The following is an 18,165-nucleotide window of genomic DNA, read 5'->3' as shown; positions in this document are numbered from 1 at the left end:
CGTCCCGGCCCCTTTTGGCGAGAGCGACTTCGGAGCGGTTCGCCCCCGCCGCAGGCGGCAAGATGATTCCGTGCAACGGAATCCATATCTTGCCCGCACGGAGCGAGCCACTTGCCAGGGGCAACGCGAGCCCGGGCGGGTGAGCGCCGGCTGAGCCGACGCCGAGGAGACACGACCCTGGGGAGCGTCGTACGACGGCGCTTGGCGACCCGGCGCGAGAGGCCCCGCCCGGCGACCACGGCGGAGCGATGGCGACTTCCGGAAGCCATCGAGCGCAGCCGTTCGGCGGGCGGGGCCGGCGTGAGCGGAGGCGGACGAAACGCGACCCATGGGGAGCGTTGCAGGGAGCCGCAGCGAGAGCGACGCCTCGCGTCGCGGGGGGCCCGCCCATGAGCGGGACCCATCGGCCGCAAGGCCGATTGCTACGCCTCGACCCTCAGGGGCGGGTCCATGGCGCGAGCCTACAACTGCTCGTACGCCCTCTTCACCAGCTCGCCCATGAGACGCCTGCGCCTGCCGAGGAACTCCTCGTAATCGAGGTCCTCGAACCCTATGGGCAGGGCATGCTCCTCGCAGTTGCGGCGGTACTCGTCCTCCCCCAGCGAGTCGCGGTACTTCCTGACGTACTCGCTCGGGGCGTCGTCCGAGATGTAGATGTTGTTCTGGTAGTCCACGAGGGTGAAGTTGCCCCTGTTGCTACGCTGCGAGAGGTAGCCCCTGGACTTCAGGTAGTTGTCCGGGAACAGGTGGTGCTTGTCCAGCGCCTTCTTCGAGCCCGACGAGCCCATGAGCAGGAGCTGGGACAGCGGGGCCATGCTGAACAGCGCCTTGGCACCGAGCACGACCTGAGCCGCGACGAAGCCCCACCAGGTCGGGCCCGTCGCCTCGTTTGCGTCGAGGGAGCTGGGCAGCGTGATGGAGAAATAATCGTCCGTCATGATGGCGGCGAGCCTACGGTCGAAGTACGCCCGGAACTCATCGGCTGTCTCAAGGCGCGAGACGTCGTTAAGCTGCTGCTCGAACTCGGATTCGAAGGACCCCACATAGAGCCCCGTTATGGCTGCGGCGAAATACCAGCGCCGCACGAGCCTGCGCACAGCCAACGGCTCCATACCGAACTCGTAGCGCCCGATAAGGTAAAACGCATAACAGAACATGAGCGCATTGCCCGACCCCACCTGGTCGGAACAGACATAGCCCGCCTCCGCCAGCGTGTTGATGAAGGCATGCCAGTTGTTCAAGTCGAGCACGAGATCGAGGGCGCGACCGAACGTGGCAAAGTTCTCGGCCCGCGTCTCGGGCGTCGTTTCCTTTGTCTTGAGATCTCGCCCGCGAAGAATCTGGTAGGCATAACGCAGGCGACCCCTCTTGAACCCCACGCCCACCGTGGCGCGAATGATATGCGTCGGCGAGACGGTCATGAGCGGGTTGTACGAGGTGCCCTTTGCGGGCGCATGACTCATGGCGCAGAACTCCTCTATGCGCTCCCTCATGGCAGGTTCGTAGACCGAAAGCAGGGTCATGATGAAGTCATCCTGCTTAAGCGCCTGCCCTTGCGGGTTCACACGCACGAAGATGTCCGATACGGTCTCCTCGTCAGCCGATTCGGAAATCTCCAGCGTCGGCAGAAGATAGCGCTCAAGCCCGAGTAATGCGTTGAGCCCGCTCTCGACGGCGTCCTCGCCGCCATCGTCGAGTTCGGGTTCTCCCTTTTTGGCATTCGCCTCGTTAAGGCGCTTGATGAACGCCCTGCGATAGGCGCTCAGCTTGTTGTCGTGGTTCGCCGCGAAGGCCTCGGATACGTCGGGCACATAGCGCGAATCCTTCTCGGTCGAGGCATCGGCATTCTTGAATGAGCGTGCGATGGGGTCGTAGGCGATCTTCACCGTTCGCTCCCTGAAGTTCTTGTCTCGCACGGGTACGCCGTACAGAGAGCTCAAGAGGGCAGTGAGCCTCTGCTGTCCGTCGATGACAAGGGACTTGGGGACGGCATACACCTTTTGGTTCGAGCCTATGGCAGACTTCTTGCCCGCATCATCGCTCGGAGAGTCCCACAGCATCACATAGCCGATAGGGTATCCGCGAAGCATGGAATCAAGCAGATCGCGAACCTTTTCATTGCCCCACACGAAAGGCCGTTGCAGATCAGGCAGGCCAATCTTGCCCGTCTGAACATCCTTCAGGATGTTACCGACCTCCAGCGATATGGGATTGTAGATAGAGTTGGGCACTATAGTTCACCGACCTTCTTGGCGTACAGGTTGAAAAGATGGGCGACTATCTTCTCCTCGTCCCCGCCGAAGTCGACGCCATAGGCGGCTTCGACGGCGGCGTCGAGCGCCTTGTGCGCTGTCATCAGCTCGGGGAAGAACGTCTCATTCTTGGGATCGTACATGTCCGCGAGCGTCGCACCTTCTTGGGCATCCCGGGCGTCGAGCACGGCTTGGGCGCAACGCTCGACTTCCTCGCGTTGGGATTCCGTGGGCTCGGGCCAGACGAAGTTGTTGTAATCAATATTGGCCGAATACTGGTAATCGTCCTTCAATCTTCCGGTTACGATCCTAACCCATGCATTATGGAATTGAGATTGCAGAATGCCATAGTGATAGAGAGAAGCATTGGGTATCAATCTAACCTTGTTGCTGCAAAATATCTCTGGACCAACAAAGCCCATTGGAACACGTTTCCGTCTGCTTGAAGACACCTCTGGGATGATGATGGAACTTCCCTCGGGCATGTTCTCAACGTGAAATCTCGTTGGCTTATCTGCTATTTTTCGGGTTCCAGCGCTTTTACTTGCAAGCCTGTATTCACGAACCTGTTCTACTCTCTTTCTGCACTCAGGAAGCTGCTTTAAATCTGAGAAGGTTGCCTCCCCAAGCCACAGGCACCAGCGATGATAGCCATGAATGAACTCTTTTGATCCAAGCCATGGATGGAAGAAGCCTTCGGCCTTTGGCTCTTTCTTCAGGAAATCGTCTTTCTCCTCATCGGTAAACAGGTAGAATCCCCCATCAATAGGTTTATTTCCGATGCCCATTTCCGGAACATCACAAATAGGCTTGCTGCGGCTGTAGATGAATACATCAGGGGCGTCTTTCAGATACGCATTGATTCGAGCCGTGGGAATCTGTTCTTCGTCGCTGTCCGGGGTCGCGTGGTAGAAGAGCGTCTTGGTCCCCGACTCGCGGGAGAACCCGACGATGACACAGAACACGTGTGCCTTGTCCGCAGCCTCGTTGTCCCACCTGAACGTGTTGTGCGCGAAGTCGATGTGGATACCCAGGTCGTGCAGGGGTTTCCAGAGGTTGGCGACCTGCTCGCCCTGACATATCGAGTTGGTCGAGACCAGGGCGCAGCGCGTGCGCTTCCCTTGCGTGAACCTCGCGGCCTTCATGTACCAGGCCCCGCAGTAGTCGATGTTGCCCGCGTTCTTCGCGCCGTCGAAGACCTCAAGGAGTTCGGCCTTCTGCTCCTTGGACTGGTTGCGGGCCCCAAGGAAAGGCGGATTGCCCACGAGGTACGTGAGGTCATCGGGGAACACCTCGGACCAATCGGTCTTGAGGGCGTTGCCCTCATGGAGGTTGCTGAGGCTCCTGAGCGGCAGGAAGTCGAAGTCATAACCGACGTATATCTCCTGCGTCTTTCGGAGCATCTGCTCCTCGGTGATCCAAAGGGCGGTCTTAGCGACCGAGACGGCGAAGTCGTTTATCTCGATGCCGTACAGCTGGTCCAGGGACACGCGGACAGGGCTGTCCTGCGCAACGACGAGGGATGTCTGCCCCGCGTTGCCGGTCTCCTCGCTGAGCTCGTCCTCGATGATTCGGTTCTCGATGGTGCGCAGCTGCCGGTACGCCTCGGTAAGGAAGTTGCCCGAGCCGCACGCGGGGTCACCGATGGTGATGGAGGCCACCTTGTCGTGTAGCCTCGCCAGGGCCTGCTTGCGCTTGGCAGCTGTCTTCTCGCCCTCGGCCTCGTGCAGTTCATCCCACAGCTCGTCGAGGAAGAGTGGCCTGAGGCAGCGCTCGATATTCTCGACGCTCGTGTAGTGCATGCCCCCGGCGCGGCGCGTCTCGGGGTTCAGCGTGCCCTCGAACACGCCGCCGAAGATGACGCCCGAGATCTCGCGCCAGTCAAAGTCCTGGGACGCGTCAGCGATGGCCTCGAGGATCTCCGAGGTCATCTGCGGGACGATGATGGAGGAGTCGGCGAACAGACCGCCGTTCACGTAGGGGAAGGCCGCGAGGTCCTCGTCCATGTACTCATCCCTCTGCTCTAGGGGCGTGTCGATCGTCTCAAACAAATCGACCAGTTTTCGGCGGAGCTTCGCGGGGTCTCCCTCGCAGTACCTGCCGAACGCCTGGTGCGATTGCAGGAGGTCGGCGTCCTCGGCGTAGAGCAGGAAGATGATTCGGGTGATGAGCACGTTGAGGGAGCGCTGCTCCTCTTGCGCCCGCTCGTCCTTCTCCTCAATGTGGTGGTACTGCTTGGCGAGGGCATCGTAGAACCTGGAGACGTAGGCCCCGGCCTCGATGGAAAGCTGCTGCTCCTTGTGCAGGCGGCTCGTCTCGTTGGAGGTCAGGAAGGACAGAAGATACAGGCTGTCCGGGAGCTCTTCGAGGGAGAACTCCTGCACGGTATCCTCGGGCCGCTCGTTGTCGAGGTCGTAGAGGCGAAAGGTCCCGAAGTTGCACGTCATCACCCAGCGGGGGCGCTCGGAGTACGGCAGGTGCCGCGCGTACCACATGGCCTGCTGGAGCGGCGTCTCCATGCCTCCGTTCCTAGGCTCGGGCTTGTCGAGGTCGATGCCCCACGACTTCTGCTCGCAGAGAAAGTTGTGGTCGGAGACGAACACGTCGATGCGTCGGCCTCTCACCTTGCGCTCAAAGTCGACGAAGCTGTCTATGGTGTTGGACGGGATACCCAGGACATTGATGAGCAAGTCGACCCAGAACTTCTGCGTGTCCTGCTGCTCATTGTTGGAGCCCACGGGGATGGCGCCGAGGCGCTTCTTCCACCGCTTTACGAACTCCTTTGCCTCTTTCTTGCTGGCAGGCATACCGGACCTCCTGCGTCGTCGTCTCTTTCGGATAATTTTAAGGGGTAAGGGCAGTACCGCGATCGGAAGGGCGAGTTTTCAACGGTTCACGGCGTCGCAGGGTCCCGAGCGAAACCCGGAGACGCCGGGGACTGTTGGAAACTCGCCCTTCTCACAACAACGTCACCCTAGGTTTTCAACGCTTTCCATGGCCGAAGGGCTTCTTATAAGCCCGTAGGCTGTGGGAAGGGTTGAAAACCGGATATTTGGGTGAAATATCGGAGTGAAATATGTCGGCGAGCTGTTTTCATCATAGAACTTTCTTTCACCCCTTTTTCACCCCTCTATCGTCTATTTAGCCCTATCTATACAGAAGCAGGTCAGACGATTTATACCGTCTGACCTGCAATTTCTTCTGGTGCCCCCGGTGCGATTCGAACGCACGACACCCGCTTTAGGAGAGCGGTGCTCTATCCCCTGAGCTACGGAGGCATGTTGTACTAGTGTAGCAGATTTGCCCCTTTGCCATGTAGCGCATGTCCACTCATCAAGAAGGCTTTATAGCGAATTGTCGCCGTAGATAATCCTCAATATCGGAAAGAATAAAGCGAAAAAATGGGATGGAGTTTCCTCTAACCACATGAAAAGGAAATTTCCCGACTGGTGCTCAAAAGGAAAATGCATCCCGGAATGAGAATAAATTCCGGGATGCATTTTCCGCCATCTATCGCAGGCAACTAGTCACCCCTGTGGAAGAGGTTTTTGATAACGGAGGGGATGCTCTTGGCGCCCTTGGCCGTCACATCGATAAAGTCGGGCGAACGCACAAGCTTATCCTCGTCGACGTACTTGCGGACCGCGCGCAACGTCTCTTTGTCGTCGCGCGTCGAAAACGTAAAGTGACCGTTGTCCTTGGTGAAGATGGCAAAACGCGTGATCTTCTTGGTGCCGCGCAAAACCTCGGCGGCAATATAGTCGACCTCATCCCACGGGATTTGAATATAATCCTCGGGATTGCGCTCGTTATAGTACTCAAACGCCTTATTGCCCACCATCACGTTACCGTGGCTGGTAAGCCCCATCAGGCAGGTTGCCGGCGTTGCCAAATCGACCGTGCTGTTCTGAGATTGCGCCATGCGCGCCTCGCCCTCCAAATAAAACAATCGGACCGCATCCAGTGTACCCACCGGGTGCGGTTCGTTTCAATGGCTCAAAAGCCCTTGTCTAGCTACTCTCGGTCTTAAGCCGAAGCGTGCTTACATGAAGCCGCAGAAGCGACCGATGATGCCGACGGCGAAGAGAGCCAGGATGATGACGATCGGGCTGACCTTCTTCTTGAGGAGCTTGCAGACCAGCAGGGTCAGGCACACGGCGGCAAGGCCGGGGATGAGCTGATCGAGGTTGGCCTGAAGCGTGGTGACCTTCATCTGATCAAGGGCGGTAGCACCGACGGAGTTGTACATCGTCAGCGCTTCCTTGATACCCTCGGAACCGGAGGGCAGGCTAGCCCAGTCGATAAAGGCGCCAGCAGACTGCTTGACCGTGGAGACGATCGGGGTGAAGGAAATGGACACCCAGCGCTCGACCAGGGCGCCGATGATGAACATACCCAGGATGGAAGCGCCCTCGGTGACCTTGCCCATCAGACCACCGGAGAGGTCCTTGGCGATGGAGGAGCCGACCTTGTAGCCAAACTCCTGCGTGTACCACAGGAAAGCGTAACGGATGATGTTCCACGCGAAGAAGAACAGCAGCGGACCGACGATGCTGCCGGACATGGCCAGGGAAGCGCCCAGAGCGCCCAGAATCGGGCGAAGGGTGAACCAGAAGACGGGGTCGCCGACGCCGGCGAGCGGGCCCATCATACCGACCTTGACGCCCTGAATGGCGACGTCGTCAATCGGGGCACCGTTGGCGCGCTCCTCCTCGAGAGCGAGGGTAACGCCAATGACGGGGGCGGAAACATAGGGGTGGGTGTTATAGAACTCCAGGTGGCGCTTAAGAGCGGCAATCTGGTCATCCTTGCTGGTGTAGAGCTTCTTGATCGCAGGGATCATTGCGAAGCACCAGCCGCCGTTCTGCATACGCTCGTAGTTCCACGAGCCCTGAAGGAACTGATGACGGAAGCAAACCTTCTTGCGGTCAGCCTTGGTGAGCTGAATCTTGTTCTCTGCCATATGTATCACTCCCCTCCTACTCGTAATCGTTCAGAATGTCGCCGAGCGGGTCGCCGGAGCCACCGCCCATGCCGCCACCCTGCTTGGCCAGATCCTTAAGGCCAAGGTAGATGAGGGCAAGGGAGATGCCGATGAGACCAAGGGCGATCAGCGTGAGCTGAGGGATGGCAGCAAGGACAAAGCCGAGGACGAAGAACGGCCAGGTCTCCTTGGTGGCCATCATGTTGATGACCATGGCGTAACCGACGGAAGCGACCATGCCGCCGCCGACAGCCATGCCGCCGGACAGCCAGTCGGGCATAGCGTTAAGCGCGTTGGTAACGGCCTCGGCCGGGATGACGCACAGAAGCACTGCCGGGATGGCGATACGAAGGCCCTGCATGAGGATGGCAGCATACTGCCAGCGCTCGATGCCGGAGAAGTCGCCCTTCTCGGCGCAACCGTCCATGGCGTGAGCGATAGCGGTAGCAATGGTACGGCAGATCATGGTCAGGAACAGACCAGCGACCGACAGCGGGACGGCGACGGCGATAGCGGTGGTAACGGCCTTGGCCGAATCGGTGGCGCCACCGTTGAGGGCGAGCACCATGATGATCGAAGAAGCGACCGAGGCCAGAGCGGCGTCAGGCGCGACAGCGGCGCCGACGTTAGCCCAGCCAAGGGCCATCATCTGGAGCGAACCGCCCAGGAGGATGCCCTCCTGAAGGTGACCGGTTACGAGACCGATAAGCGTGCATGCCACGAGCGGCTGATGGAACTGGAACTCATCCAGAATGCCTTCCATACCGGCAAGCAACGCGACAATCGCAACAAGCAGAATAGTGATTGCAGACATGTATCGGACCCTCCTTTACTATGCTTGAGCGGCCAGTTCGGCCTTAGCTTTCTTCAACATGGCGTCGAGATCCTCGGAGGAATCCGAAGGAACCTTGCGGACCTCGAACTTGACGCCCTTGGCCTTGAGGGCCTCGAGAGTCTTGACGTCGTCATCGCCCATAGCGACGGCGTTGGTGACGACGACCTTGCCCTTGGAGTGAGCCATGGAACCGATGTTGACTTCCTTGATGTCGACGCCGGCCTCGATGGCCTTGAGCAGATCCTGCGGGTTCTCAAAGAGCAGCATGGCCTTGGTGTCACCAAAGCGCGTGTCCTTGACGACCTCGGCCATCTTCTTGATGGGTACGACGTTGGCATGGACTCCCGGAGGGGCAGCCTGCTCGATCATGGTCTTGCGGAGCTCGTCGTGAGCAACGCCGTCGGAAACCACGATGATGCGGTTGGGGTTGATCTGCTTGGTCCACGTGGTGGCCACCTGGCCATGAAGCAGACGGGTGTCGATACGGACGTGGGCGATCTTGATGTGCCCGTCGCCGATGACCGTTCCCGGAGGGATGGCGCCTGCAGGAGCAGCGGCGGCCGCAGCCGGCTTCTTCTCCTCGGGCTCCAGAGACTCGGGCTTGACGCGCACGCCAGCCTTAGCCTCAGTCACGAGATGTTTTGCGATCGCATGTGCAGTGTTCTTTGCGTCAAAGCGCTGCGAATATGCCTCGATGAGCATAGGCAGGTTGACACCGGTGACGATAGCCCAGGAATCGTGGCCCTCGATGAGTCCGCTGATCTGGTTGAACGGCGTGCCGCCCCACAGATCAACGAGGAAGAGCACCTGCTCCTGGTCCTCGAAGGAAGCGACTGCTTCCTCGACCTTGGCACGGAAGTCGTCGGGGCCCATGCTCGGCTCGAGCGAGACCACGGCAACAGACGGCTGATCGCCAAAGACCATCGAGCCCGTCTGCTTGATTCCAGCTGCCAAGTCCCCGTGGCTAGCAAGAACAATACTTACCATCACATAACCTCCTTTTTGTCTACGTATTTCCTACACGACATGAAAGGAGTATACCTGTTTGGATTGTGGAATCATAGCTAAATTCGCAAAAGGTTGGATTATTTGTTTAAACGTCTAAGTTTGTTACAAATTGATTACATTGCTGGTTTACAGCTCATTGCCTGATAAAACGTGATTTGCCGATTGTTTCCAAAGACATATACAGGCGCACTGTTCGTTAAAACCGCTTTTAGGTGGATCCCAATGCGCCTGCGTGCCGCCATTTTGTTTAAACAGACATGACTTGACTAACCGAAGCAAATATGTTTAGAACTCTAGCCCATGCAGTCATTGGATGTTAGGCGATGTGGAGGGGGTTGGCGGCGTCGACGGCGTCGGGGACGTCGGAAGGGCCGTCGGGGACAGCGTCTGCCGGGTCCTCGTCGGGGGTCTCGATCTGTTTGATCATGACCTCCTGGCCCTGCAGCAGGTATGTCTCGCCGCTACCGCAATGGGGACAGGTCTTGCCGTGCTCGACCGTCGCATAGTCGCGGCCACATGCCTCGCAATGCGTCACGGCCTCGACGGGCTCCACAACAAGCTCCGCGCCCTGCGCGATGGGCTTTTTATCTGCCGCCCAGCGCCAAGCGTCGAGCAGCAACTCGGGAACGACGCCCGAGACCTCGCCCAGCAGCAACGTCACGCTCGAAACGCGACGCACGCCATTGGCACGCGCCACGTTCTCAACATCACGAATGATGTGATAGACGATTCCGAGCTCGTGCACTTTTAATTCCTTCCGCCGTTCTACCGAACGGCGGTCGGCTTGACGCTGCGCGAGCCCCAGACGGGCGATCTGCCTTTCAATCGTCGGGCATGGGCAAAAGCCCTATGCCCTCCTCTTTCAAGGCACCTCGCCACGCCTGGGACTCGCTCGCTGTCCAACCGCTCTCTGCGCCGTTCTCCTGCTTGTTGCGTTTCTTACTTCTTCCCGAATTTAATCTTGATGGCGCGCTTGAGCGCGTACTTGCCCAGGCTTGGAAGCTTTTGCTCGTATTTGACCATCGTGGAGCACTCGGGGCGGTCGCGATCCAGATGGATGGCGTCGAACGCGCACTTGGTGGTGCACAGGCCGCAGCCGATGCACTTGTTGGGGTCGACGATCGAGGCGCCGCAGCCCAGGCAGCGGGCGGTCTCGGCGCGCACCTGCTCCTCGGTAAAGGTCTCAACATACTCGCTAAACGGTGCAGCCTTCTCGCGCTCGCGGTCCACGTGGGCAACCTCGCGGCTCGCGTTGTCGTAGCTTTCGATCACGACATCGTCGCGGTCGAGCGAGGTGTAGCGGCGCTGGTTGCGGCCGATGGTGAGCGTGGAGCCCGGCTGCACAAAGCGATGGATGGACACCGCGGCCTCGTGGCCGGCGGCGATGGCGTCGATGGCAAAGCTGGGGCCGGTGTAGACGTCGCCGCCCACAAAGATGTCTGGCTCGGCGGTCTGGTAGGTCTGGGGATCGGCAAGGGCACCCTGGCCGCGGCCGAGCTCCACTTTGGAGCCAGCCAGCAGGTCGCCCCACACAATGGACTGGCCAATCGACATGACGACACGGTCGGCATCGACACGGCGCAGGTCGTTCTCGTCGTACTCAGGCGCAAAACGGCCCTCGTCGTCAAAGACACGCGTGCAGCGCTTGAAAGTGATACCGCAGACACGACCGGCCTCGTCCAAGTGAATCTCCTTGGGGCCCCAGCCGCAGCTGATGTGCGCGCCGTCCTCAACGGCCTCGCGACGTTCTTCCTCGCTGGCGGGCATCTGGGCCTCGCTCTCCAGGCAGAACATCTCAACGTGCTCAGAACCCAAACGGCAGGCGTTGCGGGCAACGTCGATGGCCACGTTGCCGCCGCCCACCACAATGGTGCGGCCGGACAGGGTATCAATCTTGCCGCTGTTAACCTCGCGAAGGAAGTCGACGGCCACGGTCACGTCCTCGGCATCCTCACCCGGAATGCCGGCAAGGCGGCCGCCCTGGCAGCCAATGGCAACGTAGAAGGCCTTGAAGCCCTGCACGCGCAGCTCGTCGAGCGTCACGTCTCGACCGACCTCCACGCCATAGCGGAACTCGGCGCCCATCAGGCGAATGATCTCGACCTCGGCCTCGATAACGTCCTTCTCCAGCTTAAAGCTGGGAATACCGTAGGTGAGCATGCCGCCCGGGCGATCGTTCTTCTCGAATACGACGGGCTTGTAGCCCTTCTCGGCCAGGTAGAAAGCGCAGGACAGACCGGCCGGACCGGCGCCGATGATGGCGATCTTCTGGTCGAAGCCGCCGGCACGCGTCGGGGTCACCACAGGTGGGACATAGCGGGTCGCGGCATCCAGATCGCGCTGGGCTATGAACTTCTTGACCTCGTCGATGGCCACGGCGGCGTCCACACGGCCGCGGGTACAGGCATCCTCACAGCGGCGGTTGCACACACGGCCGCAGATAGCGGGCAGCGGGTTCTCGCGCTTAATGAGTGCTAGAGCCTCGTCATAGCGACCCTGAGCCGCGAGCTTCAAATAGCCCTGAACGGCAACGTGCGCGGGGCAGGCCGTCTTGCAGGGAGCGGTGCCGGACTCATGCGTCTCGATGCGGTTGTCGTTGCGGTAGTTGGGCGACCACTTGGTGTGGTCCCACTTGGTGGCATCGGGCAGTTCCTGGCGCGGATACTCGGGCACCTGTCCGCCGACCTTTTTGCTGCAGAGCTTCTGGCCCAGCTTGGCAGCGCCGGCCGGACACACCTCAACGCAGCAACCGCAGGCCACGCACTTGTCCTTCTCGACCTTGGCGACATAGGCCGAGCGCGACAGGTTGGGCGTGTTGAACAGCTGCGAGGTGCGCAGGGCGTAGCACACGTTGACGTTGCAGTTGCAGATAGCGAAGATCTTGTTCTCGCCGTCGATATTGGTGATCTGGTGCACAAAGCCGTTGTCCTCGGCCTGGCGCAAGATGTCGTAAACCTCGTCTCGGGTCACGTAATGGCCACGATCGGTCTCGACCACGTAGTCGGCCATATCGCCCACGGCGATACACCAATCGGCCGGGTCGTCGGCGCAGCCCTCACCCATCACGCGACGGCTCGCGCGGCAACTGCAGGTACTAGCGGCATATTTGCCATCGTATTTGTCGAGCCAATGCTCAATATGCTCGATCGGCACCGACGTGCTCGCGGCGTCGATGGCCTTCTCGACCGGAATGACGTGCATGCCGATGCCGGCGCCTCCAGGCGGCACCATCGGCGTAGCCTTGGACAGCGGGCCTTTGGATGCCTGCTCAAAGAACTTGGCGTAGACCGGGTGCTCTTCGAGCTGGCTCACGCGCATGTTGAGGAACTCGGCAGAGCCCGGCACCAGCATGGGCAGCACCCACTGCTTGGCGCGCTCGGGGTTTTCCCAGTTGTACTCGAGCAGACCCGTGTAGCTCATGTCGTCGAGCATCTTCTCGATATCGGCCTCGGGCATGCCGGTGAGCTTGGCCATCTCGGGCAGCGTATAGGGACGGCGCATCTTCATCTTGCAGAGCACTTCGGCCTGCTCGTCGGTCGCGGCCTCGGCAAACGACCAGTACTCGTAGCCCAACAGCTCGTCGCGATGCAGCAGACGGTTGGTGCAGTGCTCGCACAGCTTGACGATGGCCTCGCGCGGATGCTCCGGCAGCGGCGGCACGAACTCCGAACCGATGTCGGGCTCGGTGTAGCTAATCCCCGGTCCGTTGAGAATCATGGTTGTCCCTTCTCTTGCCACAGCCCGACGAGGCCGCAGCGCCCCTCTTTTTTTTGCAGGCCGGGCATGCCCCATGCCGTTCACCCGCCATTGTTGACATTGTGTCAAAAACAGTATTGACGAACCGTCAACAATATTCAAGACTGTTAGGCGAACGGTCAGGCAAAAGAGGATGAAAGGCGGCAAAACATGGGCAACAACACAGCAGGTACCTCTGTGGTCGATGCCGTCCCCGCATCCGATAGCGCGGCAAAGCGCCTGACGGGCGACGAACGCCGTCGCGAGATCCTCGATGCCGTGCGCACCGTAAGCTCCGAGCTGGGCGTGTCCCACCTATCGGTATCGGCCGTGACCAAGCGAGCCGGCTGCACGCGTTCATTGTTCTACCATTACTTCGCCGACATGGACGCCGCCGTCACCGCCGTTATGGACGAGGCGATCGACGGCTTTATCTCCGAACTCGAGCAGTGGAATGCCAACCGCACCGTCGGTGATATCGAGGGCGCGCTCGACACCGTCGCCCCGCTCTTTAAGCGCCTGGTCGCCAGCGGCCACGAACTGCCGCACACTCTGACCTCCAACAGCGGCGCGCTCTACGGCGGCTTTTTGCACAACGTGGTCCAACGCGTGGCGCAGTATATCTGCGACACCACCGTGGTGGATTTTGTCGCCCATCATGAGCTACGCATCGACCATGTCTACGAGACGTTCTACACCCTCATCATGGGGTTGTTGATGTATATCCGCACGCACCCCGATGTGCCCGACGAGACAGTCAAGGAAATCATCGCCTCGACACTCCACATCGAGGGCTATACCGCCAAGTATCCGGAGCGCAAGCCCCAGGACTGACGACATTTGGCCAAACTGCCCGCGATCAGAAGAGGGGCCGCGGGCGTGTGAAAGGAGAGCAGCATGCTGTTCGATGTTTGGGGTAGCGATACCCTTATCCACTGGGCCGGCTGGGCCATGGTCTTTATTGGCCTGATCGTGCTCAACGAGGTCGGCCGCCGCACCAAGCTGGGCGCGGCCATCATCTTTGGCGTGGCTCCGCTGGCCATGACCATCTACTGCGTCGCCATCGCCGTGGGCGTCTCACAAGGCGCCGAGTGGGCGCTCACCAACCCCACCCATGTGTACCAGAACAGCTGGTTCCACTACGCCAAGGTATACGCGGCGCTGGCCGGTTGCTGGGGCTTCATTGCCATTAAGTACCAGTGGGGCAAGATCGGCAAGGCGCATTGGTTCCGCGCATGGCCGTTTGTGATCGTCGCCATCAACATCATGATCGCTGTCGTGTCCGACTTTGAGAGCGCCTATCACTTCTTTGTCCTGGGCCAGTCCACCTGGGTCACCTCCGAAGGTGCCACGCAGCTGGCCGGCTGGAACAACGTGTTCAACGGCATCGCCGGTATCATCAACATCTTCTGTATGACCGGTTGGTGGAGCGTCTACGCCTCCGAGGATCAGACCGACATGCTGTGGCCCGATATGACCTGGGTCTACATCATCGCCTACGATATCTGGAACTTCTGCTACACCTACAACTGCCTGCCCACCCACTCCTGGTTCTGCGGCTTTGCGCTGCTGCTGGCGCCCACCGTCGCCGCCTTTATCTGGAACAAGGGCGGCTGGATTCAGAACCGCGCCTTTACGCTGGCCATTTGGTGCATGTTTGCCCAGGTGTTCCCGTACTTCCAGGAGGAGTCCATCTTTGTGACCCACTCCACGCTCGACCCCGGCGCCGCTACCGCGGTCTCGATCGCCGCGCTGGTCGCCAACATCGCCGCGATCATCTACATCGCCTACCGCGCCAAGAAGCTCGGCCGCAACCCCTACAAGCAGGATGTCTTTGAGGGCACCAGCGATTGGGAGAAGGCCACCGCTCGCCGCGCCAAGGTTGATTACGCACACGCCGAGTAACGCGTTTATTCCGTCCACATTTGGATGTAGGCAAACTTAGCCGACGCCGCAATCGCGCGTCATGCGCAGCCCCGGAAAGCGATTCGCCCGCTTTCCGGGGCATTTTGTTGTTGCGCGCATTCACGCACATATGCAAAACCTCTCTCACAGATAAAATCAGATTTCCAACCGCCCGACAGCTCTATGTGACCCCAATTTTGGGTACATTGTTGTCCCGATATTGAGCTTGGGGGATATATGAAAGATGAGACGATGGGCCAAGAGGACGCGGCCCAGGATGCAGAAGCGTGTGCCGAGGCCCTGGAGAGCCTAGACCAGATCGCGCTGGCCGAGATTGCGTTTGACGATTCGAGCGTTGATGTGCAGGATGAGCCGGAAATCGAGGCGCAGCCCGATGATCGGGATGCAAAAGCCGATGGCGCCGCGCCCACCGAAGACGAGGCGGTGCGCGAGGAATCCGAATGCGAGGCCGACGACCAGCCCGAATCCGACACGAGCGAGGAAACCATCTTGCTCGACAGCTTACCGGCCGAAGATTCGCTGACCCGCAAGCTTCCCGGCCTGGGCTCCGCGCCTGCCGTGGACGAGACCATCGCCATGGGCGATATTCCCCTGCCGTCCGTTCCCTCGGCACATGAGGCCGAGGCCCGTCACCGCAAGATGTCGCCCAAGCGACGCAACCTGATGGTCGCCGGCGCCATAGCCGTCGCGCTCGTCGCCGGCGGCGCGGGCTATGCGGCTTGGAACGGATACCAGCAAGAGCAGGCCGCCGTAGTTGCCGCAAACGCCCATACCATGATGTCGGTGCAAATTGGCGTGCATGCCGCGGGCCTCGACTGCTCAACTGGCTCCAAGATTCCCGTGCAGGTGAGTGGCCAGGACTCCGACGACTCTTCTGTGAGCGAAACGCTCTACGTTGACGAGCACGGTCGCGGCATCAAGCTGCTGCCCGGCGATTACACGTTCTCCATCGCCGCCTCCCCCATCGCGGCGGACGGCACCATCTACACCGTCCCGACCACCAAGGCCCAAGTTACGGTCAAGAGCGATGGGCAGGATTTGAGTTCCCAGGCCACCTTTAAGCTCAAGGTGCCTTCGGCCGACACGGTGACTGACGACCAGATCGATGCCGCCGCCAAGTATGCCGAGGAAGGCGGCGCGAGTTCTGCCGCCGCGGCAAAGATACTCCAGCAGGCGGCAATTACGCGCCGCGATGCCGCCGCCAACGCCGTAAGCGCAAGCGAGGCACAGTCCGCCCGCGACGCCGATGCTCGACATAAGGCAACGGACCTGTATCAGCTCGATATTCCCGTTGAGTGGTACGGCAAAGTCGCGACTTGGCAAAACGGCAGCACGCTGTGCATCTATCTTGCCGGCGACACGAACACGCCGCTTGTGACGCTTGTCACGGTGCGCGACGGCGAGAGCTTTACGCCCGATGAGGGCGACGCAGTTTTGGGTGCGGCAAACCTCGGCAACGGCTACACCGTCTACGCCAGCGGCCCCGTTTATCCGTATGTGGTGCCCCAGACCATCAACGGACGCACGCAAGACCCCGTGTCGACCTACCCCATGGACACTGCAGTTGAGCTTGTCGAGCTAACGACCGGCAACCGCTATACCTATAGCCAGATCAAGAACGTGCTGGTCGGCAAAGACGGCAACGCAGACTCCGCGACCAAACTCGAGACCGACTACCTCGCCCAGATTCTGATGCCGAGCATCAAGGCCCAGGACTAGCCGGGCGCATCACGGTGCTCCCCAACCGTAATGAAGGGGCCAGGAGGTCCTGGCCCCACAGATCCGTAGATGATTAGGCAAGGAGCCACTTCCATGCGGGCACAACGTGTACCGCACCGTGCTCGCATGGAATATCGGCCTGCTCATCCATGGTAACGATTGCCGACTCGCCAAGATCGAACTGGGCCATCGAGGCATCAAGCGCGGCAATTTCGCGCTCGCGCGTTTTCTCACTTGCCATATCCACACTCACCTGAATCAGGCTATAAGCCCGCATGAGAAGTGCGTCCCCAGCCACAAAGTCCACCTCATGGCTTTTGCTCTTCTCTTTGATCAGCAGGCGGCAGACCGAGCCGGTCCTCACCGCGGGAGTCCTTCTTCTTAGCGCATTGAACACTGCGGTCTCGAGCCTCTGGCCCTGGTCCAATGCCGATGCGGGAGAGAATGCTCCAAACATCGCAGGGTCGACAGCGTAGACCTTAGACGCAGACCGCATGTTATTTGCCAATGAACGCGTGAACTCCGGCACAGAAAATAACAGGTAGGCATCCTCATAATACTCAAGTAAATCGCTGAGCGAATTACGACTGACGGGTATCTGTCTGCTCTTGAACTCGTTGTACACTTTGTTCACTGACAGCTCTCGTCCCGAAGATGCCATACACCGCGTCAAGAACAGCGATGCCAGGCGAGGGTTCTTGACGTCGTAACGCTCAATGACGTCCATAGCGACCGTTCGCGAAGCATATTCCTGTAGCAGCTGAATCGCGTCTGCGGGCGTCTGCTCAAGCGTCGCGATGAATCCCCCTCGTTCAAGATATCCGATCAGATGATGTCGAAGCAGCGCTGCATCGCTTGGGGAAAAGGTCGCATCTGGCTCGAAAACGCTCCCCGTCTTATACCGAACGTATTCCGAAAAACTCAACGGAAAAAGCTCCCGTATAAGAGAACGACCCCTGAACTCGCTCTTAAGCTCTGAGGACAGCATCTTGGAAGAAGATCCCGTCACATAGACGGTCGCTTTCTCCGTATCGACTACACGCCGCAGAAACGCACCCCATTCGGGAATTTCCTGGATCTCGTCAAAGAAAATGTAAGCGCCCTCGGTTCGAGCAGCAGGATACAGCGCATAGAACGTGTCGAGCACGTCCGCCAGCAGCGATGACTCATACGGGCGCAAGCGTTCGTCCTCAAAATTAAAGTAAAGCATCCGGTCAAGCTCGACGCCCCGGCCCTGAAGCCGCTGCATCTCCTGATACAGGCGATACGTCTTTCCACAACGGCGGGCCCCCACAACCACATTTACGATGTTGTCGCGCTTTGGCTCCTGTGGGTTTCCCAGATCAAGGTCTCGCTCAAAGACCTGCGGAACCCTCTGCTGTTCAAAGTCCTTTATTTTCTGGGCGATCAAGTCGTTGAATGCCATGATTCTCCAATCTTGCTCTCTAGCTAATCAAAATTATACTGATTCTTGATTAATTAGAGAGCAAGATTGTGTGTAGCTTGATTAACACTTAAGCAAGTTTTTTCACTGTTATTGCTCCGAAGGATATCGAGTGGCTAAGAGGACAACCGAGCTCGAATGCGACTCCCCGAGCAGTCAATTTGGGACGGGGCTTTTTTGACTACCCTCCCCCTGTAGAAAAATCCCTAACGCAGTTGCGGTGAAATAGGGACTGTTTTTGCTGGTCAAACTGCAAAAACAG

The 18,165-nt window shown here is 59.4% G+C and carries 12 protein-coding genes and 1 tRNA gene; 3 read left to right on the top strand and 10 right to left on the bottom strand.

Features of this window, described 5'->3' with window-relative positions; all coding sequences use genetic code 11:
* Positions 1 to 461 precede the first annotated feature (461 nt).
* The 9 genes from PMX60_RS02770 to PMX60_RS02730 form a co-directional block, all read right to left on the bottom strand.
* Positions 462 to 2,231 (bottom strand): GmrSD restriction endonuclease domain-containing protein, encoded by a 1,770-nt coding sequence (locus tag PMX60_RS02770; protein WP_271746801.1) that lies wholly within the window; start codon positions 2,229 to 2,231, stop codon positions 462 to 464.
* The gene (locus tag PMX60_RS02765) at positions 2,231 to 5,059 is read right to left on the bottom strand and encodes a DNA methyltransferase (protein WP_271746800.1); all 2,829 of its coding nucleotides are present in this window, start codon (positions 5,057 to 5,059) and stop codon (positions 2,231 to 2,233) included. The genes PMX60_RS02770 and PMX60_RS02765 overlap by 1 nt, the downstream gene beginning before the upstream one ends.
* Positions 5,060 to 5,454: 395 nt before the next feature.
* A tRNA-Arg gene (locus tag PMX60_RS02760) sits at positions 5,455 to 5,530 on the bottom strand.
* Positions 5,531 to 5,775: 245 nt separating this feature from the next.
* Positions 5,776 to 6,174 carry a DUF956 family protein gene (locus PMX60_RS02755; RefSeq protein ID WP_196026265.1) on the bottom strand — a complete coding sequence of 133 codons (399 nt, stop codon included), beginning with the start codon at positions 6,172 to 6,174 and terminating at the stop codon, positions 5,776 to 5,778.
* Positions 6,175 to 6,294: 120 nt separating this feature from the next.
* On the bottom strand, positions 6,295 to 7,215 hold the full coding sequence (locus PMX60_RS02750; RefSeq protein WP_055310058.1) for a PTS system mannose/fructose/sorbose family transporter subunit IID: 921 nt from the start codon (positions 7,213 to 7,215) through the stop codon (positions 6,295 to 6,297).
* 16 nt (positions 7,216 to 7,231) lie between these two features.
* Positions 7,232 to 8,050 carry a PTS mannose/fructose/sorbose transporter subunit IIC gene (locus tag PMX60_RS02745; RefSeq protein WP_006235195.1) on the bottom strand — a complete coding sequence of 273 codons (819 nt, stop codon included), beginning with the start codon at positions 8,048 to 8,050 and terminating at the stop codon, positions 7,232 to 7,234.
* Between the two features lie 18 nt (positions 8,051 to 8,068).
* A complete protein-coding gene (locus PMX60_RS02740) occupies positions 8,069 to 9,058 on the bottom strand; it encodes a PTS sugar transporter subunit IIB (protein ID WP_148332486.1) in 990 nt (329 codons plus the stop codon).
* Between the two features lie 337 nt (positions 9,059 to 9,395).
* Positions 9,396 to 9,824 (bottom strand): hydrogenase maturation nickel metallochaperone HypA/HybF, encoded by a 429-nt coding sequence (locus PMX60_RS02735; protein WP_271746798.1) that lies wholly within the window; start codon positions 9,822 to 9,824, stop codon positions 9,396 to 9,398.
* Positions 9,825 to 10,018: 194 nt separating this feature from the next.
* Positions 10,019 to 12,796: an FAD-dependent oxidoreductase gene (locus PMX60_RS02730; protein ID WP_271746797.1), complete on the bottom strand. Its 2,778-nt coding sequence runs from the start codon at positions 12,794 to 12,796 to the stop codon at positions 10,019 to 10,021.
* A 189-nt stretch (positions 12,797 to 12,985) separates the two neighbouring features.
* On the opposite strand from PMX60_RS02730, the gene PMX60_RS02725 reads away from it, so the two are divergent.
* From PMX60_RS02725 to PMX60_RS02715, 3 genes are all read left to right on the top strand, one after another.
* Positions 12,986 to 13,648 carry a TetR/AcrR family transcriptional regulator gene (locus tag PMX60_RS02725; RefSeq protein ID WP_271746796.1) on the top strand — a complete coding sequence of 221 codons (663 nt, stop codon included), beginning with the start codon at positions 12,986 to 12,988 and terminating at the stop codon, positions 13,646 to 13,648.
* A gap of 63 nt (positions 13,649 to 13,711) precedes the next feature.
* A complete protein-coding gene (locus PMX60_RS02720) occupies positions 13,712 to 14,719 on the top strand; it encodes a DUF5692 family protein (RefSeq protein WP_271746795.1) in 1,008 nt (335 codons plus the stop codon).
* Between the two features lie 237 nt (positions 14,720 to 14,956).
* Complete coding sequence (locus PMX60_RS02715; protein ID WP_271746794.1) at positions 14,957 to 16,459, top strand: hypothetical protein; 1,503 nt, start codon at positions 14,957 to 14,959, stop codon at positions 16,457 to 16,459.
* A gap of 73 nt (positions 16,460 to 16,532) precedes the next feature.
* Here PMX60_RS02715 and PMX60_RS02710 read toward each other — a convergent pair whose 3' ends face one another.
* Positions 16,533 to 17,885: an ATP-binding protein gene (locus PMX60_RS02710; protein ID WP_271746793.1), complete on the bottom strand. Its 1,353-nt coding sequence runs from the start codon at positions 17,883 to 17,885 to the stop codon at positions 16,533 to 16,535.
* Between the last annotated feature and the right edge of the window lie 280 nt (positions 17,886 to 18,165).

The organism is Collinsella aerofaciens (assembly GCF_028206995.1).
In the GTDB taxonomy this organism is placed as follows: Bacteria; Actinomycetota; Coriobacteriia; order Coriobacteriales; family Coriobacteriaceae; genus Collinsella; species Collinsella aerofaciens_AQ.
Note: the sequence above shows the minus strand (reverse complement) of the source record. Positions and strands in the feature narration are given on the sequence as shown.